Origin of the sequence: Glycomyces sp. TRM65418 (assembly GCF_019710475.1) — a bacterium.
Taxonomy (GTDB): Bacteria; Actinomycetota; Actinomycetes; order Mycobacteriales; family Micromonosporaceae; genus Glycomyces.
In genome coordinates this window covers 98,576-123,484 of sequence record NZ_JAJFAX010000011.1, presented here as the reverse complement: position 1 = coordinate 123,484, position 24,909 = coordinate 98,576, and the positions used below count along the sequence as shown (strand labels likewise).

Genomic DNA, 24,909 nt, shown 5'->3' with positions numbered 1-24,909 from the left:
CCCCGCGGCACCGAGCGTGCCGTTCGACGCGACCGCCCCTTTCCGGCGAATCGGACGTGAGACGTCCCGCATCGCCCTGCGGCGCTTGGGGTTTCCAGCACCCGGCCGGACCGGGTACGCTGTGTCATCCGCCCGTGTCGGCGGCCCCGCCGAAATCCGACAGCTTCTAGTGTCGATTCGCTCCAGGAATCGTTGTACATCTAGAATGCGGTCAACCTTGGGCATCGGAGGCTTTCATGTTGCGCGCATTGCTTTCGGCTACTCGGACTGCCAAACCTGACGACCCCTGGGACCTGGCCGGGAAGGTGGCGCAGCTCGAGGCCGCCCACCGTGCGCACTGCGACCAGCCCGACATGCTCCTGGTCCGACGCGCCTACCGCATCGCCGAGCAGATGCACCGCGGCCAGGCCCGCCGCTCGGGCGAGCCCTACATCACCCACCCGATCGCCGTCTCCACGATCCTCGCGGAGCTCGGCGTCGACACCGCGACGATCGCCGCCGGGCTGCTCCACGACACGGTCGAGGACACCAGCTACTCCCTCGAGGCGCTCCGCAGCGACTTCGGCGACGAGATCGCCGTGATGGTCGACGGCGTCACGAAGCTCGACAAGATCCACCTCGGGTCCGCGGCCGAGGCCGAGACCTTCCGCAAACTGGTGCTCACCGCCGGGCGCGACATCCGCGTCATGGTCATCAAGCTGGCCGACCGGCTGCACAACATGCGCACCATCAAGTTCAAGAAGCGACCCAGCCAGATCCGCATCGCCGAGGCCACCCGGGACGTCCTCATCCCCCTCGCGGACCGGCTCGGCCTGTACGTCATCAAGCGCGAACTCGAGGACATCGTCCTGGAGACCCTCGAACCGGAGGTCTTCCAGCGGATCCGCGAGCACGTCGGCTCCGACACCGACCGCAAGCGCCAGCTCGCCCTCATCGTCCCGCAGGTCCGCAAGGCCCTCCGCGAGTTCAAAGTGGCCGCGGCACTCTACGACCGGCCCCGGCACCCGTACTCGATCTACCGGGAGATGCAGAAGCACCCCGGCACCGGCCCGGCGGACCCGCCGCGCCTGGTGATCGTCGTCGACGGCCCCACCACCGACTGCTACGCCGCGCTGGGGGCGATCCACAAGCTCTGGAAGCCCGTGGGCGGGAAGTTCCGCGACCTCATCGCCGCCAAGAAGTTCAACCTCTACCAGTCGATCCACACCGCGGTCTCGGGCCCGGGCGGCATCCCGATCGAGTTCCTCATCCGCACCAAGGAGATGCACGAGACCGCCGAGGTCGGCATCGTGGCCGGGCTGCGCCGCTCCGGGCCGGACCAGGTCGAGATCCAGCTGCCGTGGCTGCAGCGGCTCCTCGAGTGGCAGCACGAGGTGGCCGACTCCGGCCAGTTCCTCGACTCGCTGCGCTGCGATCTGGCCGACCAGGACATCCTGGTGTTCACCGGCGACGGCCGGCAGCTCACCGTGCCGAAGGCGTCGACTCCCGTCGACGTCGCCTACTGCTCGGGTCCCGCGAAGGGCCACCGGCTCATCGCCGCGTACGTGAACGGCGAGATCGCCCCGCTCTCGCGGCCGCTGCGCGACGGCGACACGGTCGAGCTGGTGCTCACGAACGAGCAGCCGTACGGGCCCTCGAAGCAGTGGCTCGAACACGCCAAGACCCCCGAGGCGCAGCTGCACATCAACGACTGGTTCGCCTCGATCGACGACGGCGACTCCACCGGCGAACTCCCGATCATCCCCATGCAGCGCTTCGAGGACGAACTGAAGGCCGGAAAGAACCGCCTGTGGCGCTCCCTGATCGCCCGCGGGCGGGGACTGGCGGGGGAACAGCCGCTCCACGGCGTGGCGTCGTCGCTGGGCTTCCCCGACCTGGATTCGCTCTACCTCGCCCTCGCCCGGGAGAAGCTCGACCCGGACGAGCTCGCGGACAAGCTCATCACCACCGTCGACCGCTACTGACCGGGCGGCCCTGGACCGGGACCGGCCGCTCCACGACGCGAAACGGGGCCGCACCGTTCGGTGCGGCCCCGCCGTGTCGACTCGCTAGTGCTTGCGGCCGGACTCGATCTCGTCGCGCCGTTCGGCGCCGCCGTTCTGCGACGGCTCCTCGATCGGCTTGAAGAAGCCCTTCTCCGTGGGTTCGAGTGCGCCCACGCGGTTCATCTTCTTCGGAACCACCCAGCCGTTGTACTCCAGCTCGGTGTGTCCGTGCTCGTCCGGCTCCGCGAGGGGCTGGTGCACCTCGTAGAAGCGGCCGTCCGGGTCGCGCATCAGGATGCCCGTCTCCAGGCCGTGCGCGAGCACCTCGCGGTCGTGCTGCTGGAGCCCGAGGCAGATCCGGTACGTCAGGTAGTACGCGATGATCGGCAGGACCACGATGCCGATGCGGCCGGCCCAGGTCATCGCGTTCAGGCTGATGTCGAACGTCTCGGCGAACACGTCGTTGCCGCCGGAGATCGTGCCGATGGTCCAGAAGACCACGACCATGACGCCCAGGCCGGTGCGGGCCGGGTTGTCGCGCGGACGCTGCAGCAGGTTGTGGTGGCCGCGGTCCTTCGTGAACCGCCGCTCCAGTGCCGGATAGATCAGCGGCAGCACGACGGAGAGACCCATGCCCGCGATCGCGGGCCAGAACACCGCCGGCAGCGTGAAGTACGGCGGTATCCGCAGCTCCCACGCCGGGAACAGGCGGATCAGGCCGTCCAGGTACATGACGTAGAAGTCGGGCTGCGAGGCCGACGACACGACCGACACCTCGTACGGTCCGAACAGCCAGATCGGGTTGATCTGGAACAGGCCCCCCATCGCGGCGACCACGCCCCAGATGAACAGCATGAAGCCGACCTGCTTCATCACGTAGTTCGGGAACATCCGGTAGCCGACCACGTTGTGCTCGGTCCGGCCCGGTCCAGGCCACTGCGTGTGCTTCTGCGCGAACACGAGTCCGACGTGGACCGTGATGAGCGCCAGCAGGATCAGCGGGAAGATGAAGACGTGGATGATGTAGATCATCGAGATCACGTCGGTGCCCGGGAACTGGCCCCGGAACAGCGCCGCGGAGGCCCACGGTCCGATGAACGGCACCGACTGAGTCATGCCCTCCATGATGCGGAGACCGGTGCCGGACAGGCCGTCGTCGGGGAGCGAGTAGCCGAAGAAGCCCTCGAAGAAGCCGACCCAGAACAGCAGGATGCCGATCATCCAGTTCGTCTCGCGCGGCGCGCGGAACGCGCCGGTGAAGAAGATCCGCAGCATGTGGACCAGGATCGACGCCATGAACAGCAGCGTCGCCCAGTGGTGCATCTGCCGCATGATCAGGCCGCCGCGCACCTCGAACGAGATGTCGAGCGAGGACGCGTACGCCTGCGACATCTCGACGCCCTGCAGCGGCACGTACGCGCCGTTGTAGGTGACCTCGACCATCGACGGCTCGAAGAACAGCGCCAGGAACGTGCCCGTCAGGAGCAGCAGGATGAACGAGAACAGCGCGATCTCGCCCAGGAGGAACGACCAGTGGTCCGGGAAGACCTTGTTCATCAGGACCCGGGTCGGCCCGGCGAGCTTGAAGCGGTCGTCGAGTTCGCCGCCCGCCTTGGTCAGCAGGCTGTCACTCGTGCCTTTGCGGCGTTTCACTTCTCATCCTCCTCGGGGAGGGACGGGCGGTTCCAGAACGCCGGGCCCGGGGGCACCAGGAAGTCCGACGTGGCGACGAAGAACCCCTCGTCGTCGACCGTCATCGGCAGCATGGGCAGGTGTCGCGTCGCCGGTCCGAAGATCGGCGCGGCGTTGTCCACCACGTTGAACTGGGACTGGTGGCACGGGCACAGCAGACGCTGGGTCTGCTGCTCGTAGAGGCTGGTCGGGCAGCCGACGTGGGTGCAGATCTTCGAGTAGGCGACGAAGTTGCCCCAGAGGGCGTCCACTTCGTCGTACATCGGGTAGAGGTTCTCGCGCAGGATCGCCGCGTCGGACTCCCTCAGGTGGATCAGCAGGACCGGCGCGGTCGGGAACTGGTTGGTCGCGCCGTGGTCGATCGCGGGGTAGACGGTGATCTGCCCGCCGACCGAGACCATGTCGGGACGCACCAGTGCGCCGTCTCTCATCATCATGCGGATCGGCTCGCCGTTGTTGTACTTCTCGGCGTTCCAACCGGTGACGGTGAGCATGTCGCCGGGATCCTTGAGGAGCGCGCCCAGCGGGGCCACGGCGGCCAGGCCGAGCGGCGCGGCGCCCAGGAGGGCCGCCTTCACCAGGAACGGGCGGCGGCGCAGGCCCATGTCCTCAACGAGGCCGTCCACAGTGGCCTCGGCGATGCGCCGGTCCTCCGTGGAGGAGCCGCCGTCGTGGCGGTCCTGGACCAGCTCCTCGATCGGGAGCAGCTTCTTCGCCCACGTGAGCACGCCCGCGGCGAAGAGCAGCAGCGAGAGGCCGAGCGTGGCGCCGAGGACCGGGGTGTACCAGGTCTGCGGGTCGCGCCAGGTCGCGGCGCCCTCGTACTCCCACGGCCACCAGATGAAGGCCGCCACGAACGCGGTCGCGAACAGGCCGGAGAACAGGAACATGCCGCCGACGATGCGCTCCATGCGCTTCTCGGCCTTCGTCCCCGGCTTCGCGAAGCGCGGCTCGTAGTGGATGATCTCGATGTCGTCGCGGCGCAGGCCCTCTTTGTAGACCTCGAAGCGGCTGAGCTTCGGGTCGCTCAGGTCCACGCTCTCGGGTTCGGTGTGGGCACTGTCGTTGTGGGCACTCACGATTTACCTGCAATCCAGAGCGTGGTCAGCAGGAGCGCAGTCATGCCGACCAGGAAGATGGCCAGCCCTTCGGTGGACGGTCCGTACCGGCCGAGGGCGAACACCCCGCCCGGGTCCTTGTCGTCGTTCACCAGGTACTGGACGTAGGCGATGATGTCCGCCTTCTGTTCAGGGGTGAGTTCGTTGTCGGCGAAGACCGGCATGTTCTGCGGGCCGGTGAGCATCGCCTGGTACAGCTCCTCGTCGGAGACGCCCTCCAGGGAGGGCGCGTGCGCGCCCGAGGAGAGGGCGCCGCCGCCGCCGGCGTAGCCGTGGCAGGAGGAGCAGTTGACGCGGTAGAGCTCGCCGCCCTCGCCGACGTCCGCGTGCTCGACGAGCGCCTCGAGGTCGTCCGGCATGGAGGGTCCGCCGCCGAGGTACTCGATGTAGGCCCCGAGCCACTCGGCCTCCTCCTCGGTGAACGAGGGGTAGGTCTCGGGGGCCTGGGCGCCCTGGGCGGCCATCGGCATGCGACCGGTGTTCACCTGGAACTCGACCGCCGCGGAGCCGACGCCGATGAGGCTCGGTCCGCGTCCCTCGATGCCCTCGCCGTCGTCGCCGTGGCAGGAGATGCAGCTGGTGTCGTAGAGCTCCTGGCCCTTGACGGCCTCGGAGTCGATCGCGTTGGCGTCGGGCTCCTGGGCGTACAGGCTCGGGGAGAACACCGAGTAGAGCCCTCCGACGATGACCAGTGCGCCGGTGAACCTGGCCAGAGCGCCGAGGCGCTTGCGCCAGCCTCGCCGGCGTTTCGCTGATGCAGCCACGGTTGTTGCCTCACCTTTATCTAGCTCTCGGACCGGGACGGGGCCCTGTTCGGTCCTCGCCCGGCCGGCGGTCGCCTCCGGGCGGGGCGGCCGTCGCATTTCTCTGATGCGGCTCCGGCGCGGGGCCGGGGCCTGTTCACTTCGTGGGGCCGGTGCGGTTCCGGGGACCGGCCGAGGTGTTCGTCAGTACTGGGCCATCGGAAGGAAGTAGATCACGGCGAACAGCGCGATCCAGACCACGTCGACGAAGTGCCAGTAGTAGGACACCACGATGGAAGCGGTGGCCTGGGCGGGGTTGAAGCGCCCCATCGTCGTCCGGATGAGGTAGACGATGAACGCCACCAGGCCGCCGGTCACGTGCAGGCCGTGGAAGCCGGTGGTCAGATAGAACATCGTCCAGTAGCCGTCGGAGGCGATCGTGTGCCCCTCGAGGACGAGGTTGCGGTATTCGTTGACCTGGCCGAGGACGAAGATCAGCCCCATGATGAACGTGATCGTGAACCACTTCCGCAGCGCGTAGACGTCACCCCGCTCGGCGGCGAAGACGCCCAGCTGGCAGGTGACCGAGGAGGCCACGAGGATCAGGGTGAACACCAGCGCGTAGGGGATCTCGAGGTGGTGGTAGCCCTCCTCGTACATCGCGGGCGCGGCGGCCTGGATGGAGAAGTACATCGCGAACAGGCCCGCAAAGAACATGAGTTCGCTGCTCAACCACACGATGGTGCCGACACTGACGACATTGGGCCGCGTCAGTGAGTGGATTCGGCTGGGGTCGATAGTTGCTTCGGCGGCAGTCACGGGCACATTATTACGGTCCGGCGGGCCCGAGCTGCGCATGGGGTGTGTTTTTCGCGCGTGTCGCCCGGCGGTAGGCTCCCGGCCTCCTCGCCTCGTGTGCCCAGGTCATTCGCGGTTCGACCATGGCGAACGAGCCGGTTCGCGGAATCGGCCGCGCCGGTCTTCCCATTTCAGTGTGGCCGGTTTAATATGCGAAGCGTGAGTACCTCAACGGCTGAGTACGCTGTCCTGCTTTACAGTCATCGACCCGCGGTCATCGAACAGATGCGCTCGGCTATCGGCGAGGAGCCGGTGGAAGGGGTGAAGATCGAGTACGCCGTCGCCGGCGAGTACGACGAGGCGGTGGCGCTCATCGACAAGTACGCCATCGACCTCGTGCTGCTGGACGGCGAGGCCCAGCCCGCGGGGGGCCTCGGAATCGCCCGGCAGCTCCGGGACGAATTCGACGAACCGCCGACGCTGGCGGTCGTCGTGGCGCGGGCCGCCGACCGGTGGCTGGCGGCGTGGTCGCGGGCGGACGCGGTGCTGATGCACCCGCTCAACCCCGTGACGACCGGGCAGACGGTAGTAGACTTGCTGGTCAACCGCGCCGAAGGCGTGGCACCGGCGCAGCGCGCCGCCTGACCTCCCCCTAACAGGAGTCCTTATGTCTAGTGCGACCTGGCCTGACGTTCTCGCACGCTTGTCGAGCGGCGACCACCTCGACGAGGCCAGCGCCGACTGGGCGATGGCCGAGATCATGGCGGGCAACGCCGATCCGGCGCAGTTGGCGGCGTTCGCGGTGCTGCTGCGCTCGAAGGGCGAGACGGCCGAGGAGATCGCGGCGATCGCCGGGCGGATGCTCGCCGAGACGACCCGCCTGGACCTGTCGGATCTGGGCGTCGCGGTCGACATCGTCGGGACGGGCGGCGACGGCTCGAACTCGGTGAACATCTCGACGATGGCGGCGATCGTGGTCGCCGCGACGGGCGTGCCGGTGATCAAGCACGGCAACCGTTCGGCGTCCTCGACCGTGGGATCGGCGGATCTGCTGGAGGCGCTCGGGGTGGACCTTGAGGCCTCGGCCGTGCGGGTGGAGGCCTCGGTGCGCGAGGTCGGGATCGGGTTCTGCTTCGCGCGGAAGTTCCACCCGGGGATGCGCCACGCGGGTCCGGTGCGGGCGGCGCTCGGGATTCCGACGGTGTTCAACCTGCTCGGGCCGCTGACGAACCCGGGGCAGCCGGCGGCGGGCCTGATCGGCTGCGCGGACCCGGTGAAGGCGCCGCTGATGGCGCAGGTGTTCGCGGCCCGCGGCGCGTCGGTGTTCGTGGTGCGCGGCGACGACGGCCTGGACGAGATCTCGACGTCGGCGACGACGTCGGAGTGGATCGCCTCGGGCGGTCGGGTCTCGCAGGGCACCATCGACATCGAGGAGTTCGGCCTGATGAAGGCCGGGCCGGAGGCGCTGAAGGGCGGGGACCTGGCGTTCAACACGCAGGTCGCGCGGGACGTGTTCGCGGGGCGGAACCGCCCGGTGCGCGACGCGGTCCTCATCAACGCGGCGGCGGCGCTGGCCTCGCGTCAGGGCCTGGTCGACGGGGTGGACCTGCACGACGTGGCGGTGCGCCGGGGCCTGCTGGGCGCGAATCTGGAGCTCGCGGCGAAGGCCATCGAAGCGGGCAAGGCGACCGAACTGGTGGAACGCTGGGCGGCGTTCAGCCGCGAGTAGCGGACGGGATCCGGGCGCTCGAAAGCGGAGGCTCGGACGGTCCGCCCGTGGACACCGGTCGAACGCGAGCGGGTTCCCCCTGGAAGCGGGAACCCGGCGGGCCCGAAACCGTCATACCCCGGCGATAGTTTTAGCTCAAGGGGTCCCCCGGGCGGACATTTCGGTTATGTCCGGCATGGACTGTTACGGCGGAGGGGCGAGACGCTGGCGCGTCTCGCCCCTCCGCCGTTCTCTACCGCTGGTGCCGCGGTATTCGCCTATTGGTACTTCTTGAGTTCGTCCTCGGAGGCGAGCGTGCTCGGCTTCGATTGCGGGAGTTCGGTTCTGATGAGGACGCAGCCGCATTCCTCGCAGCGCAGGACCTCGTCGATCGGCGCGGACTTGATCGGGATCATGTCGGCCGGGGACTTCTCGATCCGGCAGGAGCCGCAGCGGCGGCCGACGAGTTCGGCGGCGGCGATCGGCTGCTTCGCGTGGATGCGCTCGTAGAGCTCCACGAGCCGGTCGGGGATGTTGATCGCGAGGGCCTCCCGGGTGGAGGTCGCCTCGGCGGTCTCGGTGTCGATCTCCCCCAGTCGGCGTCCGCGGTCCGCCTCGGCGTCGGCGAGGACCTGGCGGGCCTCCTCGACCTGCCGGCGGGTCTCGTTCAGCTCGGTTTCGAGGGCCTCGCGGCGCTCCATGAGTTCGAGCTGGTCGTCTTCGAGCGTGCCCTGGCGGCGCGCGAGGGACTCGAGTTCGCTCTGGAGCCCTTCGAGTTCCTTCGCGGTGGCCGCGCCGGAGGCCATGCGGGCGCGGTCGTTCTCGGCTCGCTTGGTGACGAGCTCGACCTCGCGTTCGACGCGCTCGATGTCGCGGTCGAGGTCGGCGAGGTCGCCGCCCAGGTTCGCGGCCTTGTCGGTGAGGGCGCTCAGGCGCTGGTTCGCGGCGGCGAACGCCGGGTCGGCGTCGAGTTTCCTGCGGCGCTGGCCCAGCTGGCTGAGCGTGGTGTCCACCGCCTGCAGTTCGAGCAGTCGGCGCTGATCGAAAAGGTCGGCTTTCACTCAGTTCACCCCGGGTTTCTGATGGATGGTCCACGGATCGGTGTCGAGGTCGGAGACGAGGACGTCGTCGACCAGACGGGACAGTTGCTCGGCAACGATATCGAGCCACGGTCGCTCCGTGGCCCAGTGGGCGGCGTCGATGAGTGCCGGGCCGCTCCGGGAGAGGTGCTCGCTGGCCGGGTGGTGGCGGAGGTCGGCGGTGAGGTAGGCGTCGACGCCGGCCTCGGCGGCGTCGGCGAGGTAGGAGTCGCCCGCGCCGCCGCAGACGGCGACGGTGTCGACGGGGCGGTCGGGATCGCCGGCGGCGCGCACGCCGCCGACGGTGGCCGGGAGGGCCTTGGCGGCCCGTTCGAGCAGGGCCGCGAGGCTGAGCGTCTCGGTCAGGCGGCCGACCCGGCCGATGCCGCGACCCGACCCGTGGTGCTCGGGGGCGGGGAGCGGCCGCAGCGGGCGGAGGTCGATGAGGCCGAGCCGTTCGGCGAGCGCGTCGGAGACGCCGGGAGCGGCGACGTCGGCGTTGGTGTGGGCGACGTAGAGGCCCATGCCGGATTCGATGAGGGTGTGGACGAGGTCGCCCTTGTAGTCGGCGGCGGGGTCGAGGCTGGAGACGCCGCGCAGGAGGAGCGGGTGGTGGGCGACGATGAGCTCGCAGTCGGCCTCGATGGCTTCGATGACGGTGGCGGGGACGACGTCCACGACGCAGAGGACTTTGCGGACGGAGTTGCCGCCGCGGCCGCAGACGAGCCCGACTCGATCCCATTCCTCGGCCCAGCGGCGCGGGTACAGGTCGTCGAGAGCAGCGGTGATCTCGCTGAGCGTGCGCATCCTCCGAGTCTATTGACGCCCGCGCGGAAACGGGACGCGGAGTGCCCGCGAAAACCCGGAGCGGCGGCCCGCCGGCGATCGAGGCCGACCGGGGCCGGCCGGGGCCGGCCGGACTGTCGGATGCGGTGGGCGCCGTTGTGGTCAGGGGCGCCGAACGCCGCCGCACCGGGCCTCGGGGGGCGATCGGGTTCCGCGGCCGTCGTACCGCTTCATCGTTGGTCCGAGGGCGGTCGGCCTCGGGGGCCGATCGAGCGCTCCGGTTGTCGTACCGCTTCATCGTTGGCCCGGGGTGGCACGCGCCGCCGCACCCGGCCTCAGGGAGCGGCCACGCGGGCCGAGGCCCGCGCAAGGAAGGCGGCGTGCCCGGAGCTCGAGCAGCGTGGCTCCGGGCACGTTCCCTTCCGGCTCGCACGGACCCCCTGCGCCGACCGATCCCGGCGGCGGCGTGCGGGACCCGGCCAGTGGGGGTTCCTGGTTCGGGCGCTAGTTCAGGGCCCCGACCTCCTCGGCCAGTCGGCGCAGGTCCTGGGCCGGCTCGCCCTTGGTGCGGTGCAGGATCTGATCGATCAGCTCGATCGCGATCGGGCGGCAGCGGACCTCCGCCGGGGCGGTGCGGTCGGCGGTCACCAGGTGCCGTCCCGCCATCGCCATGTCCCCCACTTGAACGCACGCACGCGTCATGTCGAGGTAGTGGTGCGCGCGCCGCTCGGCCACGAGGTCGGCCAGCGCCGCGGGCGGGATCTTGTCGTGGACGGCGAGCGCGTCGCCGCCTTCGCCCAGTTCCACGAACGCCGCCGCGCGGTGCAGCATGACGTTCGTGGGTCCGAACGAGGTGTAGTAGTAGTTCGCGTCGCGGCCGAGGATGTTGGCCGCCCGCGAGGCGCTGTCGAGCAGGTCGCCGCTGGTGGTGGCGTCCCCGGCGAGGGCGGCGGCCATCGCGCCCTGGAGGAGCAGCGCCCCGTAGACGCTGATCTCGGCGGGTTTGGAGGTCTCGCCGCCGGTTTCGGAGATGAGGCCGTGCGCGACCTGCACGTTGAGGTCGAGGGCGGCTTGGTGCCGCCCGAGCGCCCTGAGCGCGTTGGCCACCCGGGTGGTGGCGATGCCGGCCAGGAGCGGGTCGTTCCCGCGGTTGGCGGCGGAGATGGCGCGGTCGGCGGCGAGCCAGGCGAGTTGGGCCTCCCCGAGTTTGCGGAGCACGGTGGAGGCGATCTGGTAGACCTGCGTCATGAGTTCGGCGGCGTCGGCGGCGGTGCCGCCGACGGGTCGGTCCTCGGCGACGGGGGTGTCGCGCAGCAGTTGGATGAGCGATCGGGCGACGACCGGGTAGTGGCCTTTCTCGAAGGCGAGCCAGCAGTAGTTCACCGAGCCGCGGAGCTGCGGGATCGGCGTGGAGTCGATCGGGGCGGCTTCGAGGAAGCGGCCGAGGCGTTCGTAGCGTTCGAGCGATTGGCGGATGGACTCGACCTCGACCTGGTCGAGGCATCCGCCGAGGCCGGGGCGGCGTTTGGGCTCGCGGCCGAGCAGCTGACCGGCGTCGATGCTGAGCGCTTCGGCGAGTTCGGTGATGACGGAGTACTTGTCGAGGCGTCGGACGCCGCGTTCGATCTTGTCGACCCAGCTCTTGGACTTGCCGATCCGGTCGGCGAAGACCTGTTGGGACATGCCGCGGCGTTGTCGCCAGTAAGCGACGCGCCGCCCCATCGGTTGCGTTTCGGACTCCATGTCAGACCCCACCGTCTATAAAGGAGTTACGTGAACTTCGGGACTTCGTTTCGTCGTGTTCGTGCGGTATGCGGTTGTGGCGGCCGTTCCTTCACTCGGGAAGTCACGACCGCCGCGTCGGGACGCCGGACGGCTGTCAGCCGTGCCCGGTTGTCTCGACCCCGCACGCGACCCGGAATCCCCTTGGGAGGGCCCGGGTCTGTCGCCTTTGGCGTCCCGACACTATGTGTTTACCGTCTTTTCCGTTCCGGCACAACGGCCGCCAGCTGCCAATATCACGCTCTGCGTGAACACGCTTACAGTCTTGCTCGGCCATTGTGGGCAACCGAGTGTTATAGGTGGTTATGCCGGGTTTCGGTCGCTCGAACGCAGGAAATCTGCACATGCAGCGTGCCGATTCAAGGGCCTGCATCGTTGTGTCAGATATGAGACACCACCGAGTCGTCGCGCGCCGCGAGCACCGACGCGCCTTCCGCCGGGCCTTCTCCACGGCGGCCGCCGCGACCGCGCTCGCCGCCGCGCTGGGCTACGCGGTCGCCTTCTCACCGCTCGCCGGCTGGGCGGCGCTGGGCGTCGCCGGAGCCGTAACGGTGACCGTGTGGGCGGAGTCCCGGAGCGGTCGCGCCGCGGCGTCGCCGATCACCCGCCTCTCCCTGTTCGACCGGTCCGGCGACGACTGAGGACCGCCCGGTCGCGGCGGCACCGGCGAGCCGCGGCGGGGCGAACGGGTCAGTTGAGGCGGACCACCAGGCACTTGCCGCCCTGGTAGACGCCGCCGTCCACATTGAGCACCAGGCCGTCGCAGTAGCGGCGCGCCTGCGTCACCTGCGACGGCTCCAACTCGGTCGTGTCGGGGATCGTGGAGTGGCCGTGGACGAGTTCCTCGCCGCCGAACGAGCGGAGCATCCCGCGCACCCGCGCCGGCCCCTCGGGGCCCATGAACTCGTGGCGGCGCGTCAGATCGCGGAACAGCTGCCACCACTCCTCCGGCTCGTCGCCGGAGAGGATCTTGCGGACGGCCGCGTTCACGGCCTCCTCGCTGCGGCCGTAGCCGAGATACGACTCGGTGTCGGCGTGCACGAGCAGGGAGCGGTCGGCGACGTGGACCACGCGGCGGGTCTCCAGCCACTTCACCTCGTCGTCGGTGAGGTCGCCCAGTTCGTCCTCGAAGCCGCCGTTGAGGACCCACCAGTAGAGGAACTGCCGGTCCTGGCCGTCCACGTCGGTGAAGGCCACGTCGCCGAAGCGGCGCGAACCGAGCACGAGCACCTCGTGGTTGCCGATGAGGGTGTCCACGAGGCCGCCCTCGGCCGCGGCCCGGCCGGCGAGCCTGCGCAGCAGCCGCACCACGGCCACGCCCTCCTCGCCGCGGTCGAAGAGGTCGCCGAGGATCCACAGGCGAGCGTCGCCGCCGGTCCATCGGGCGTCCTCGTCGATCAGTCCGCGACCGCGCAGCGCTTCGACGAGCGCGTCGTAGTGGCCGTGGACGTCGCTGGCCACGAAGAGCGGACTGGTCTCAGACATGGGCTCGATATTAATCCGGGACGCCCCGATTCGGTGAGGTTGTCGGCGGCTCTTTCGCGAAGAAGGCGCTGAGCCGGGGATACGCACTTGCCGGACGGCAAGGGCCCGGAATAGGATTCGGCCACCGCCATGTCGGCACGCCACGGGCGCGCCGCACACCGGTGAGCCCGGTACGACCGCAGCGAGGAGCCTCCGTGACCGAGAACCCGTTCCTGTCCCCCTCCGACCTCCCCTATCAGCTCCCGCCGTTCGAGCGGATCAAGGCCGAGCACTACCTGCCCGCCTTCGAGGCGGGCATGGAAGAGCAGCTCAAGGCGGTCGCGGCCATCGTCGCCGACCCCGAGGAGCCGACCTTCGCGAACACGGTCGTGGCCTTGGAACGCAGCGGCCTGGGCACCCTCAAGCGAGTCGGCCTCGCGTTCTACAACAAGTACTCCTCGGACACCGACGACGAGCTGAACGCGATCGAGTCCGAGGTCAGCCCCAAGCTGGCCGCGCACGCCGACAAGATCCTCCTCGACGCCGAGCTGTTCGCCCGCATCGACGCCCTGTGGCGGCGGCGCGCCGAACTGGGGCTGGACGAGCAGGACGAGCGGCTCCTCGAGCGCTACCACACCGAGTTCGTCCGCGGCGGCGCCGCGCTCGACGAGGCCGGCAAGGAGCGCCTGTCGCAGATCAACACCGAGCTGGCGGAGCTGTCCTCCAAGTTCAACCACCAGATCCTCACCGACATCAACGACGCGGCCGTCCACGTCACCGACCGGGAGGAGCTCGAGGGCCTCAGCGAGGACCAGATCAGCGCCGCGGCCTCGGCCGCGGCCGACCGCGGCCTCGACGGCTGGCTCATCACCCAGTCGAACTTCTCCCTCCACCCGCTCCTCGCCGACCTCGAGCACCGCGGCCTGCGCGAACGGATCTACCGGGCCACGATCGGCCGCGGCGCCGGCAACGCCGAGACCCTGCTGCGCATGATGCGCCTGCGCGCCGAGAAGGCCCGCCTGCTCGGCTTCGAGCACTTCGCCGCCTACATCGCCGCCGACCAGACCGCCGGCGACGCCGACGTCATCGCCGAGCGCCTCGCCGGCCTCGCCGAGGCGTCGGTGCGCAACGCCCGCAGCGAGGCCGCCGAGCTCCAGGCGATCATCGACGCCGAAGGCGGCGACTTCACCCTCGCGGCCTGGGACTGGTCGTTCTACGCCAAGCAGGTCCGCCAGGCGAAGTACGGCTTCGACGCGGAGGCGCTCAAGCCGTACCTCGAACTCGACCGGGTCCTCGTCGACGGCGTCTTCTACGCCGCCGAGAAGGAGTTCGGCCTCACGTTCACGCCGCGCCCCGACCTGCAGGGCTACCACCCGGAGGCGCGCGTCTGGGAGGTCTTCGACGACGGGGCGCCGCTCGGCCTCTTCGTGGGCGACTTCTTCACGCGCGACTCCAAGAAGGGCGGCGCGTGGATGAACCCGCTCGTCGTCCAGTCCGACCTCACCGGCGACAAGCCCGTGGTGGTCAACAACCTCAACATCGTCAAGCCCTCCGAGGGCCAGCCCGCGCTCATCACCGTGGACAACGTGACCACGCTCTTCCACGAGTTCGGGCACGCCCTCCACGGGCTGCTCTCGGCCTGCCGCTACCCGAAGACGTCGATGACCTCGACCCCGCGCGACTTCGTCGAGTACCCGTCGCAGGTCAACGAGATGTGGGAGCGGTGGCCGGAGGTCGTCCACCACTACGCCCGCCACCACGAGACCGGCGAGCCCGCCCCGGCCGAGCTGCTCGCCCAGTGGGAGGCCTCGGGCAGGTTCGGCGAGGGCTTCGCCTCCACCGAGTACCTCGGCGCGGCCCTCCTCGACCAGGCCTGGCACCGCCTGACCCCCGAGGAGGTCCCCGACGGCGGCGACGACCCGTACGCGGTCGTGGAGGCCTTCGAGCGCAAGGCCCTCGAGGACGCCGGGATCTACATGCCCGAGATCGCGCCGCGCTACCGCTCGGGCTACTTCGCGCACATCTCCATCGGCTACGCCGCCGGGTACTACTCCTACATCTGGTCGGAGATCCTCGACGCCGACACCGTGGAGTGGTTCAAGGAGCGCGGCGGCCTGACCCGCGAGAACGGCGACCACTTCCGCGAACACCTGCTCAGCAAGGGCGGCTCGATCGACCCGATGGAGTCCTACCGCCGCTTCCGGGGCAGGGACGCCGAGATCGACCCGCTCCTGGAGCGCCGCGGCCTGAAATAGGCGCCCCGTCCGCAGGAGACGCGCCGGAGGCGGCGGGCCGTCGGCCCGCCGCCTCCGGCGTATCCGGCGACAGCGATCCGTCCCGCCGGGGAACTCCCGTCGGCGAGGCCGCGTGCCCGGTCGGGGACCGCAGGATCGCGAACGAGTCGCAGCCCGCGCGGCTTCCCTCGAAGCCGCGCGGGCTTCCTTGCGCTGATGGCGGTCCGGACCGGCTGCGGACGCCCTAGAGCGCCAGGGCCTTCTCCCACGGCGACGGGACCGGGAAGTACGCCTCCAGGAACCGGCGCATCATCACCGAACGCTCCTCCGCCAGCGCCTCCGGCAGCCCGGCGTCGTTGATGCAGAACGTCTGGCGGTCGCGCCGCTCCAGCAGCAGCTCCAGCCGCTCGGCCACGTCCGGCATCCCCAGCTCCACATAGGCGTCCCGGGCCTCGCCGGTCACCGCGCGCCCGGTGAAGAACGCGTAGTAGTGCTGCAGCGTCACCGCCGACACGTCCGTGACGTTCCGGAACGCGCTCTGCGCGGTCCGGGCCAGCTCCTGGTCGAACTCCTTCTCCGCCTCGGCGAGGACGCTGCGCTGCAACGGGTACGGCACGTGCTTCATCATCCGCGAGATGGTCCGCCCGAAGGCCCGCTCCAGCAGCGCCCGGTCGTTCTTGAACGCCGCGTTCGGCGGCGAGTCCGCGGTGCTCACCGGGTCCATCCCGATGAACGTCTGGGCCGGGAAGAACCGCGCCAGGCCGCTCGGCTCGAAGAACAGCTGCGGCCCGACCGGCTGCCCCACGAACATGTCGTCGTTGAAGTACAGGAAGTGCTCCGACAGGCCCTCGATGCGGTGCAGCTGCGTCTCGATCGCGTGCGAGTTGAACGTGGGCAGGCAGTCCGGGTCGTCGAACAGGTCGCTGTGGTCGACCACCGTGATCCCCGGCGCGTCCGTGTCGAGCCAGTGGGGGCGCTGCCGGTCGGTCACGAGGTACACGTGGCGCACCCAGGGGGCGTTCAGGTACAGGGAGCGCAGCGAGAACCGCAGCTCCTCCCGGTCGTGGAAGCGGGCCGGGTTCGCCGACTCCGCGTGGTAGGGCGACTGGTCGGCCTCGGCGCGGCGGCGCAGCCACGCGTGGTCCGCACCGTCCACCCAGGTGTACACCGCGTCGATCGGGAAGCCCACGTGGTCGGGTCCCGGTCGGGCGAATTCCTGCCGGGTCGACACCTCCGGCAGGCCCGCGCGCGACCCTCCCGCCAGCGCCGTGAAGAAGCGCCCGGGGGCCGAGACCCGGGCGCCGTCGCGTCGAACGACGGGACTGATGCGGTTATGTCTGGGGGCCAACAGGTGTCCGTCGCCGGTGTCGGTCCAGAACTCGACGTCGCAGCCGTAATCGGCGCCGAAGACGAGGTCGTGGCCGGCGTCGGACCACAGCCAGGAGGCGCGGACCATCGGCACGTCGGCCATGTCGGCCCGGCGGGCCCACTCGGGACGGTCGAGGCCGAGCTCGGATTCGCGGAAGGCCGGTTCGGGCACGGAGAGCCGACCGCCGGTCGACTCGCAGAGCATCGCGAGGGCGGTGCACACGCGCTGGCGGTCGGCGGCGTCGACGCCGAGGACGGGCCGGGTGAGGCTGAAGCCGGGCACGGCGAAGCAGTCGACGCCGGCGGCGGTGAGGATCGCCGCGACGATCTCCAGGTTGCGGCGCCAGACCTCGAGCGGCGTGGGATCGGCGAGCGTGTAGGCCGGGCGGATCTCGCCGTCGTGGAGGAGATGGGCGGCGGCCAGGTCGGTGAAGAAGCCGTAGGGTTCCGTGACCTCGGTGCGCGTCGTCATGGAGGGCGGCTCGACGGGACGGGGGTCCGTCAGTTCCACCGCTTCGTCGAGCGGGGGCACGATCGGGGCGCTCATAGCGCCGGCGAAGCCGTCGCCGTGCGTACCGGCCGCACGGGTTGCGATACGACGGTCATTGTCTGCGAACAATCGACACCTCCTGACACTCACGGCTCATGGCCGCTCGGGGTTGACCGGGGACGGTTCCGGCGGAGTGGAGGCGGGTCGTCCATGACCCGGCCTGAACACCACGTGGCCGGGCTCTGACACATGTCTCAACAGTAGGCCACGAGGGGATGACGAAATGGTGTCAGATTTGCGACCGAAGCGTCAACCAGAGCGGGCGCCGCCTGTCGGCGACGCCCGCTGGTGAAGTGAGTGCGCTACTCCCCCAAGGGGATTCGAGCGATGTATTCCCAGGTGTACGTGGACGCGTCGTCGGATTGGGACACTCGGACGAGATCTACCCCCGTGACGGTGATTTCGGTCCTACCGGGGCGAACGTCACGGAGTTTGTTCTGGATGGCCCCGCGCTGGCGGTCGACGCCGACGTCGTCGGAGCGGTACGACAGCGAGACGTGCCCCGGTCCGCCGCCCGGATGGCCGACGCCGCCCTCGATCGTGGCGTTGATGGCGTCGACGCAGGCGCGCTTGAGGCGGCCGAATTCGCTGTCGGGGAACGTGTCGAGCATGATCGCGCCGGTGGCGGCCAGGGCCGGGCCGATCGTGAGCGGGAACGCCTTGATCTCGCCGGCCTCGGCGCGCAGGCGCCGGATGAGCCGCTCGAGCGTGGGACCGTCGATCGAGGCGGCGTCGCACTCGACGGAGGCGACGGTGGCGTGGAGCCACTCGTGCGGGACGGGCCGGTCGCCCGCGGCCCGGTCGATGACCTCGCGATAGGACTCGGCGACGGCCTTGACCTGGTCGAGGTCGGTCAAGTAGACGTGGAGTTTGGTCCAGCCGTCGGGCCAGCGCTGGCCCGAACTCGGGGGCTTGGGGCCGGATGGGGGCGCAGATTCGTTCACTGCTGCATCAACGCCTTAGCGAAGCTCAGGAATGACGGCAACCCGGCTGGGCACCGCCGTTGGTCGTTTCCACCGTACGGTTTTCCGAAAGCAGCTCGGTGGCACCGTTCGGGGAGTCTACCCAGAAGAGTCCGCGCCCCATAGGCGGCTGTTCCCCGTGTCACTCCCCGATGCGGGAAGGGGCGGGCGAAGGCGGACGATCCGGTCGACGACGCCTTCCGGGAGCGGGCGGTGGGTGATGATGATCGCGGTCTTGCCTTCGAGGGCCGCTGCGGCGGTGCGCAGGACGCGGGCGGCGGTGGCGGCGTCGAGGTGGGCGTCGGGTTCGTCGAGGACGAACACCTCCCGGTCGGCGAGGAGGCAGCGGGCGAGGGCGATGCGGCCCCGTTCGCCGCCGGAGACGGCGCGGCCGTGCTCGCCGAGGCGGGTCTGGAGGCCGCCGCGGTCCGAGCCGTCGCCGGCGGCGCCGCCGAGGCCTTCGAGCCAGTCGCGGAGCCCGGCCCAGCGGAGGGCGCGGGCGAGCTCCTCGTCGGCGGCGGCGGGCCGGGCGAGGCGCAGGTTCTCGGCGAGGGTGGTGTCGAAGACGTGGGCGTCCTGGGAGCAGAGGCCGACGGTGCGGCGGATGTCGTCGCCGAAGTACTCGGCGAGTTCGACGCCGCCGAAGCGGAGGGTTCCCTCGTAGGGGAGGAAGCCCATGAGGACGGCGGCGAGGGTGGACTTGCCGGAGCCGGAGGGGCCCATGACGGCGACGCGTTCGCCGGGCTGGACGGTGAGGTCGAGGCCTTGCAGCGCGGGCCGGTCGGCGCCGGGCCAGGTGACGGCGAGCCGTTTGATCTCGATGTAGGGCGGGCCGCCGAGCGGGTTGGGCTCGTATTCCATCGGCTCGGCCGGGTCGGGTCGCGGTTCGGTCGCCCGCGTGATCTCCCTGAGGCGGCGGCCGCAGGCCTTGGCGGCGGCGGTCTGCTGAGCGGCGGCGGGCAGCGCGAGGACGGGTTCGAAGGCGGCGAGCGGGACGAGGGCGACGACGGCGAGCAGCACGCCGTCGAGTCGCCCCGCGGCGACGGCCGGGATGCCGACGGCCAGCGCGCCGACCACGGCGGCGGCCATCGCGAGCAGTCCGGCGGCTTCGCCGAGTCCGGCGGTCCAGGCGATGCGGGCGTGGGCGCGGCGCAGGCGCTCGTCGAAGGCGAGGGCGCGTTCGAGCGCGACGGCGTCGGTTCCGGCGGCGACGAGTTCTTCACGGCCGTGAAGGCAGGCGCGGACGCCTTCGGTGAGGTCGCCGCGGGCGGCCGCGGTGGCCCGCACGGCGCATCGGGAGGACCAGGCGGCGAGCGCGGGGCCGAGGAGCGCGGCGGTGAGGAGCGCGAGGGCCAGGACGAGACCGGCGGTGGGCAGGAGGACGGTCTGCAGGACGACTGCGGCGACGGCGACGATGACCGCGCTGGTGAGCGGGAGCGCGCCGCGGAGCCAGCGGTCCCCGACGCCGTCGACGTCGTCGACGAGCCGGGACTGGAGGTCGCCCGAGCGCCACACCGGGACCCCGGCGGGCGCGAGGCGCACGAGCGCCCGCCACACGGTGACGCGGAGGCGTTCGAGGCCGCGGAAGGCCGCGTCGTGGGAGACGAGCCGTTCGGCGTATCGGAGCACGCCGCGACTGATGCCGAAGAACCGCACCGAGGTCACGGCGACCATGAGGTACAGGATCGGCGGCTGCTCCCAGGCGCGGGAGACGAGGTAGGCGGCGACGGCGAGCAGGGCGAGGGCGCTGAGCTGGGCGAGCGCCCCGAGCGTCGCGCCGAGGGCGAGGCGCGGGGCGATGGCGTCGCGCCACCGCGGGGCCGGGTGTGCCGTCGTCACCGGTCCGCCTCTCGGTCGGCGATCGCGCGCACCGCCGGGCGATGGGAGGCGATGAGGACCGTCCGGTCCTGGCGGTAGGGCGCGAACGCGTGGAGCACGGCTTGCTCGGTGTCGGCGTCGAGGTGCGCGGTGGGCTCGTCGAGGAGCAGGATCGGCGGGTCGAGCAGGTCGACGCGCAGCAGGAGCCGGGCGAGGCCCACTCGGGCGGCTTCGCCCGCGGAGAGCCCGGATCCGTCGGCGGCGACGCGGCGGGTCGCGGCGGGGGCGTGGGCGGCCGCGATCGCCTTGGCGACGGCCGCGTCGCGGGCCCCTTCGGGGACGGCGAGGCGGACGTTGTCGGCGACGGTGCCGTCGATGAGGACCGGCCGCTGCGGGAGCCACGCGATCGAACGGCGCACGGCCGCCGGATCGAGGTCGGCGAGGTCGGTGCCGTCGAATGCGATCGAGCCCGACACGGGCCGGCGGAAGCCGACCAGCGCGGCCATGAGCGTCGACTTGCCGGCCCCGGACCGGGCGGTGAGGACGGTGGTCTGCCCGGCGGGAACGGTGAGGCTCCACTCCGGAAGCGGCTCGCGGCCCGGATAGGCGAACACGACGCGGCGGAAGGTGATCCCCATGCTGAGTCCCTTGAGCGGGAGGCTCATGGCGCCGCCGCCGCCATGCGTCTCCCGTGCAGAGGGTTCGGCGTCGGTCATGCCGCGTTGAGCAGGCTCGGCGCCGCGCGTCGCCTCTTCGGGAGGCTCGTCGAGGATCGCGAAGACCTGCTCCGCGGCCGCCAGGCCTTCGGCGCTCGCGTGGTAGTGGGCGCCTGCGGCCCGCAGCGGCAGGTAGGCCTCGGGCGCGAGGATGAGCACGAACAGGGCGGTCCGGAGGCCGGCCTCGCCGGGCATGCCGCCTTCGACGAGGTCGACGCCGACCGTGACCGCGACGATCGCGACCGAGAGGCTCGCGGCGAGTTCGAGCACGAGCGCCGAGCAGAACGCGATGCGCAGCAGCTCCATCGAGCGGCGGCGGTACGCGCCGGTGGTGGCCTCGATGGCCCCCTCTTGCCTTGCGGCGCGGCCGAAGGCCTTGAGCGTCGGCAGCCCGGCCACGAGGTCCGCGAAGTGATGCGCGAGGTGGGCGGTCGACTCCCATTGGCGTTCGGCGCGCGAGCGCGTGTAGCGGCCGATGAGGATGCCGAACAGCGGGATGAGCGGCAGCGTGAGGATCACGATGAGCGCCGCGGGCGGGTAGGCGGCGAGCATCACCGCGACGACGCCCATGGGGACGACGACTGCGAGCACCAGTTGCGGCAGGTAGCGGGCGAAGTAGCCGTCCAGGGCGTCGATGCCGCGCACCAGGAGCGCGGCGGTCGCGCCGCTGTGGCGCCCGTCCGAGGGCAGGCGCATGAGGTGTTCGAGCGCTCGGCGGCGCAGCGCGGACTTGACGCCGGCCCCCGCCCGGTGGGCGGCGGCCCCCTGGACGGACGCGAGGAGCGCCCGGGAGGCGAGGACGGCGGCGAGTGCGATGAGTTGCGGCGTCAGGGAGGCGAGGTCCCGGCCTGCGGCGAACGCGCCCGCGATGAGGCTCGCGATGAGCCAGGCCCCGGCGGCGACGCACGCGGTGCGGGCGAGGCCGAGGGCGACGCACACGCCGATGAAGGCGGTCGCGCCGTGGGCCTGGTGCAGAAGGCGGCGGTCGACCGCGCCGCCGCGGGATCGCGCAGCGAGCGGCGTCATGCGACGGGGATCCTCTCGGTGGCGACCCGCCGGCGGAGCACCCGGTACGTCCACGCCGGGTGGAGCAGGATCACCGGCAGGAGGATGCCGAAGCCGAAGCCTTCGAGGACGAAGTAGCCGGTGAACAGGACCGCGATGAACGCGGACCAGACCGTCGTCAATTCCATTGAGCGTCCTGGGGCCAGTAGGCGAAGGCCATCGGCTTCTCGGGTTCGCCGGAGGGGCTGGAGGCCGCGAGCGCGCCCTCCTCGTCCGGCGGGCCCGCCTTGGCGAAGGCGAGGAACAGCTTCAGGGCGACGACGGTGAGCACGAGGTAGACGAGGGTGACGCCGATGAACGAGGCCGCGACGGCGGGCATGCCAACGCGCGGCGAGACCGCCTCGTGGGTCTGGTAGAGGCCGAACACCGCCCACGGCCGGCGGCCCGTCTCGGTGAAGATCCACCCGGCGCTGTTGGCGAGGAACGGGGCGACGGCCGTCGACATGGCGACCGGCCAGAACAGGCGGTGCCGGGGCATGCGGCCGCGGCGGGTGCACCACCAGACGACGACGGCCATGGCGACCGCGAGCATCCCGAAGCCGATCACGGCCCGGAAGGACCAGTGGGCGAGCGGGAGGTACGGGACGTAGTCCCCCGACCCGTAGAGGGCGTTGTACTGGTCGTTGAGGTCGTTGACGCCGTGGACCTCGCCGTCCGGCGAGCCGGTGGCGAGGTAGGGCAGGAGGCCGGGGATCTCGATGACCGGGGTGCCGGTCCGCCCCTCGACGGAGCCGATGGTGAGCACGGAGAACGGCGCGTTGAACGTGGTCTGGTAGAGCGCTTCGGCGGCGGCCATCTTCATCGGCCGGGTCGCGGTCATGACCTTGCTGAGGGCGACGCCCGAGAGGACGAGGCCGAGTCCGCCGACGACGGTGGTGAGGACGCCCAGGCGCATGGCCGGTCGGTGGACGTCGAGGTCGCGGCGGTGCATGAAGTGGTAGCCGGAGACGGCGATGACGACGGCGCCGGCGGTGAGCCAGGCGGCGAAGACGGTGTGGGGGAACGCGGCGAGCGCGACCGGGTTGGTCAGGACCGCGCCGAAGTCGGTGAGTTCGGCGCGTCCGGCGGTCTCGTTGAGCCGGTAGCCGACCGGGTTCTGCATGAAGGCGTCGGCGGCGAGGACGAAGTAGGCGCTCGCCATGGCGCCGCAGGCGACCAGCCAGATGGCGGCGAGGTGCAGGGCGGGTCTGAGGCGGTCCCAGCCGAAGACCCACACGCCGATGAACGCGGACTCCAGGAGGAACGCGACGAGGGCCTCGAAGGCGAGAGGGGCGCCGAAGACGTCGCCGACGAAGCGGGCGTAGGCCGACCAGTTCATGCCGAACTGGAACTCCTGGACGATGCCGGTGACCACCCCCATGGCGATCGTGACGAGGAAGAGCTTGCCCCAGAACTTGGTCGCCCGCAGGTAGGCGGTCCTGCCGGTGGCGCGCCACAGGCTCTGGAGGATCGCGACCAGGAGGGAGAGGCCGATGGTGAGGGGCACGAAGAGGAAGTGGTAGACGGTCGTGACCCCGAACTGCATCCGGTCCAAGTCGAGAACGTCCATATCGCCCCAATCGCGCATTGAGTGCCTGAGGTTGATTATCGTGGCAGCCGACCGGTGTCCAGGTGATGAAACGCGCGACTGGAGCGGTTTTCGGTTCCCGCTCCGCGAGGGATGATTGCGCGAGGCCTACGAGTGAGGAGCGGGTATGCGGACAGTCGCGGTACTGGGCGCGGGGAAGATGGGGCAGGCGATCGTGTCGGGGCTGCTGCGTGCGGGCTGGTCCGGGGGCTCGGTGATCGCGACGGCGCGCAGCGCCGAACGGGCCGCCGAGCTGCGGGGGGCCTACGGCGTCGCGGTCGAGCCGAACGCGGCGGCGGTGCGCCGTGCGGACGTCGTGGTCGTCGCCGTGAAACCGCAGGACGCCGGGTCGCTGCTGGAGGAGCTGACGGGGGCGTTCGACGGGAGCGCGCCCGTGGTGAGCATCTGCGCGGGGCTGCCGGTGGCGTTCTTCGAGAAGCGCCTGCCGGACGCGACCCCGGTGGTGCGGGCGATGCCGAACACGCCGGCGCTCGTGGACGAGGCGATGACCGTCCTCTCCCCCGGCACCTACGCGGACGCCGCATGCCTGGAGGCCGTCGAGGAGCTGTTCAAGCCGCTCGGGCGCACGCTCGTGGTGGACGAGAAGCACCAGGACGCGGTCACGGCGATCTCGGGCTCGGGCCCGGCGTACTTCTACTACCTGGCCGAGGCCATGACCGAGGCCGGTGTCCTCATGGGACTGCCGCGGGCCGTGGCCTCGGAGCTCGTCACGCAGACGGCGCTGGGCGCGGCCAGGATGCTGCGCGAGAGCGGCGACTCGCCGGTGGCGCTGCGGGAGGCCGTGGAGTCCCCTGCGGGGACCACGATCAGCGCGGTGCGGCAGTTGGAGAACCACCGGGCGCGGTCGGCGGTGACCGACGCGATCGAGGCCGCCCGGGACCGGGCGCGCGAGATCGCCGACGAGTACGCGTAAAGGACGGCGCTCATGAACGAGTCGGAGACGATCGAGCACGGTCGGTTCGCGGAACTCGACGGCCGGACGGTGTTCGCCTTGGCGCGGCTGCGGCAGGCGGTGTTCGTGGTCGAGCAGGAATGCGCGTACCCGGATCTGGACGACCGCGACGTCGACCCGGAGACGGTGCACTTCTGGGTCGAGGAGGGCGCGGACGGGAATGCGGCGGCGCGGCCCGAGGGCCGCGCGGTGGCCTGTCTGCGGGTGCTCCGCGACGGCGGCGGCTGGGTCATCGGCCGAGTCTGCTGCGCGAAGGAGCGGCGCGGCACGGGGTTGAGCGCGCGCCTGATGGCGGCGGCCATGGCATGGCTCGGCCCGGAGTCCGACGTGCGGTTGGGCGCGCAGACGTACGCGGCGGGGTTCTACCGCAGGTTCGGCTTCGTCGAGGACGGCGAGGAGTACCTGGAGGACGACATCCCGCACGTCCCGATGCGCCGCCCCGGAACACGAAGCCCTCGGTAGCCGACATGGCCGGAATGTCGCCGGGGACCGCTCGCGCCG

At 70.8% G+C, this 24,909-nt stretch carries 21 protein-coding genes; 7 read left to right on the top strand and 14 right to left on the bottom strand.

The window, feature by feature from the left end; all coding sequences use genetic code 11:
• Window positions 1-248: 248 nt before the first annotated feature.
• Entirely contained in the window at window positions 249-1,964 is a 1,716-nt protein-coding gene (locus tag K3N28_RS20495; RefSeq protein ID WP_228094620.1) for a bifunctional (p)ppGpp synthetase/guanosine-3',5'-bis(diphosphate) 3'-pyrophosphohydrolase, read from the top strand.
• Between the two features lie 84 nt (window positions 1,965-2,048).
• On the opposite strand, the gene K3N28_RS20490 is transcribed toward K3N28_RS20495, so the two are convergent.
• The 4 genes from K3N28_RS20490 to K3N28_RS20475 all read right to left on the bottom strand — a co-directional run bounded on the left by K3N28_RS20490 (window position 2,049) and on the right by K3N28_RS20475 (window position 6,357).
• Window positions 2,049-3,638 carry a ubiquinol-cytochrome c reductase cytochrome b subunit gene (locus K3N28_RS20490; RefSeq protein ID WP_228094619.1) on the bottom strand — a complete coding sequence of 530 codons (1,590 nt, stop codon included), beginning with the start codon at window positions 3,636-3,638 and terminating at the stop codon, window positions 2,049-2,051.
• A complete protein-coding gene (locus K3N28_RS20485; RefSeq protein WP_228094618.1) occupies window positions 3,635-4,756 on the bottom strand; it encodes a ubiquinol-cytochrome c reductase iron-sulfur subunit in 1,122 nt (373 codons plus the stop codon). Before K3N28_RS20485 ends, K3N28_RS20490 begins: the two co-directional genes overlap by 4 nt.
• Window positions 4,753-5,559, bottom strand: a complete 807-nt coding sequence (locus K3N28_RS20480; RefSeq protein WP_228094617.1) for a c-type cytochrome — start codon at window positions 5,557-5,559, stop codon at window positions 4,753-4,755. The genes K3N28_RS20485 and K3N28_RS20480 overlap by 4 nt, the downstream gene beginning before the upstream one ends.
• Before the next feature lie 183 nt (window positions 5,560-5,742).
• Window positions 5,743-6,357, bottom strand: a complete 615-nt coding sequence (locus K3N28_RS20475) for a heme-copper oxidase subunit III (RefSeq protein WP_308062199.1) — start codon at window positions 6,355-6,357, stop codon at window positions 5,743-5,745.
• 189 nt (window positions 6,358-6,546) lie between these two features.
• On the opposite strand from K3N28_RS20475, the gene K3N28_RS20470 reads away from it, so the two are divergent.
• Both K3N28_RS20470 and trpD read left to right on the top strand, forming a co-directional pair.
• Window positions 6,547-6,981, top strand: coding sequence for a hypothetical protein (locus tag K3N28_RS20470; protein ID WP_374209841.1), 435 nt, complete (start codon window positions 6,547-6,549; stop codon window positions 6,979-6,981).
• 22 nt (window positions 6,982-7,003) lie between these two features.
• Window positions 7,004-8,065: an anthranilate phosphoribosyltransferase gene (gene trpD / locus K3N28_RS20465; RefSeq protein WP_228094614.1), complete on the top strand. Its 1,062-nt coding sequence runs from the start codon at window positions 7,004-7,006 to the stop codon at window positions 8,063-8,065.
• A gap of 257 nt (window positions 8,066-8,322) precedes the next feature.
• Here trpD and K3N28_RS20460 read toward each other — a convergent pair whose 3' ends face one another.
• The 3 genes from K3N28_RS20460 to K3N28_RS20450 form a co-directional block, all read right to left on the bottom strand.
• Window positions 8,323-9,105, bottom strand: a complete 783-nt coding sequence (locus K3N28_RS20460) for a zinc ribbon domain-containing protein (RefSeq protein WP_228094613.1) — start codon at window positions 9,103-9,105, stop codon at window positions 8,323-8,325.
• Window positions 9,106-9,930, bottom strand: coding sequence for a Nif3-like dinuclear metal center hexameric protein (locus K3N28_RS20455; RefSeq protein WP_228094612.1), 825 nt, complete (start codon window positions 9,928-9,930; stop codon window positions 9,106-9,108). It abuts the gene before it with no gap.
• Between the two features lie 483 nt (window positions 9,931-10,413).
• Complete coding sequence (locus K3N28_RS20450) at window positions 10,414-11,652, bottom strand: helix-turn-helix domain-containing protein (protein WP_374209840.1); 1,239 nt, start codon at window positions 11,650-11,652, stop codon at window positions 10,414-10,416.
• Between the two features lie 425 nt (window positions 11,653-12,077).
• Between K3N28_RS20450 and K3N28_RS20445 the strand changes: the two genes are divergently transcribed.
• The gene (locus K3N28_RS20445; RefSeq protein ID WP_228094611.1) at window positions 12,078-12,332 is read left to right on the top strand and encodes a hypothetical protein; all 255 of its coding nucleotides are present in this window, start codon (window positions 12,078-12,080) and stop codon (window positions 12,330-12,332) included.
• 49 nt (window positions 12,333-12,381) lie between these two features.
• On the opposite strand, the gene K3N28_RS20440 is transcribed toward K3N28_RS20445, so the two are convergent.
• A complete protein-coding gene (locus tag K3N28_RS20440) occupies window positions 12,382-13,176 on the bottom strand; it encodes a metallophosphoesterase (protein WP_228094610.1) in 795 nt (264 codons plus the stop codon).
• A 194-nt stretch (window positions 13,177-13,370) separates the two neighbouring features.
• Here K3N28_RS20440 and K3N28_RS20435 point away from each other — a divergent pair, with 194 nt between their 5' ends.
• A complete protein-coding gene (locus K3N28_RS20435) occupies window positions 13,371-15,410 on the top strand; it encodes a M3 family metallopeptidase (protein WP_228094609.1) in 2,040 nt (679 codons plus the stop codon).
• Between the two features lie 223 nt (window positions 15,411-15,633).
• Here the strand turns inward: K3N28_RS20435 and K3N28_RS20430 are convergent, their stop codons facing one another.
• The 6 genes from K3N28_RS20430 to K3N28_RS20405 form a co-directional block, all read right to left on the bottom strand.
• Window positions 15,634-17,304, bottom strand: coding sequence for a stealth family protein (locus tag K3N28_RS20430; RefSeq protein ID WP_228094608.1), 1,671 nt, complete (start codon window positions 17,302-17,304; stop codon window positions 15,634-15,636).
• 305 nt (window positions 17,305-17,609) lie between these two features.
• Window positions 17,610-18,251: a 2'-5' RNA ligase family protein gene (locus tag K3N28_RS20425; RefSeq protein WP_228094607.1), complete on the bottom strand. Its 642-nt coding sequence runs from the start codon at window positions 18,249-18,251 to the stop codon at window positions 17,610-17,612.
• Window positions 18,252-18,368: 117 nt separating this feature from the next.
• Window positions 18,369-20,108 carry a thiol reductant ABC exporter subunit CydC gene (cydC, locus tag K3N28_RS20420; RefSeq protein ID WP_228094606.1) on the bottom strand — a complete coding sequence of 580 codons (1,740 nt, stop codon included), beginning with the start codon at window positions 20,106-20,108 and terminating at the stop codon, window positions 18,369-18,371.
• Window positions 20,105-21,829: a thiol reductant ABC exporter subunit CydD gene (gene cydD / locus K3N28_RS20415; protein WP_228094605.1), complete on the bottom strand. Its 1,725-nt coding sequence runs from the start codon at window positions 21,827-21,829 to the stop codon at window positions 20,105-20,107. Before cydD ends, cydC begins: the two co-directional genes overlap by 4 nt.
• The gene (locus K3N28_RS20410) at window positions 21,826-21,996 is read right to left on the bottom strand and encodes a cytochrome d ubiquinol oxidase subunit II (protein ID WP_228094604.1); all 171 of its coding nucleotides are present in this window, start codon (window positions 21,994-21,996) and stop codon (window positions 21,826-21,828) included. The genes cydD and K3N28_RS20410 overlap by 4 nt, the downstream gene beginning before the upstream one ends.
• A complete protein-coding gene (locus K3N28_RS20405; RefSeq protein WP_228094603.1) occupies window positions 21,987-23,417 on the bottom strand; it encodes a cytochrome ubiquinol oxidase subunit I in 1,431 nt (476 codons plus the stop codon). The genes K3N28_RS20410 and K3N28_RS20405 overlap by 10 nt, the downstream gene beginning before the upstream one ends.
• 145 nt (window positions 23,418-23,562) lie before the next feature.
• Between K3N28_RS20405 and proC the strand changes: the two genes are divergently transcribed.
• Entirely contained in the window at window positions 23,563-24,369 is an 807-nt protein-coding gene (proC, locus tag K3N28_RS20400) for a pyrroline-5-carboxylate reductase (RefSeq protein WP_228094602.1), read from the top strand.
• Window positions 24,370-24,381: 12 nt separating this feature from the next.
• Complete coding sequence (locus K3N28_RS20395) at window positions 24,382-24,870, top strand: GNAT family N-acetyltransferase (RefSeq protein ID WP_228094601.1); 489 nt, start codon at window positions 24,382-24,384, stop codon at window positions 24,868-24,870.
• Window positions 24,871-24,909 lie beyond the last annotated feature (39 nt).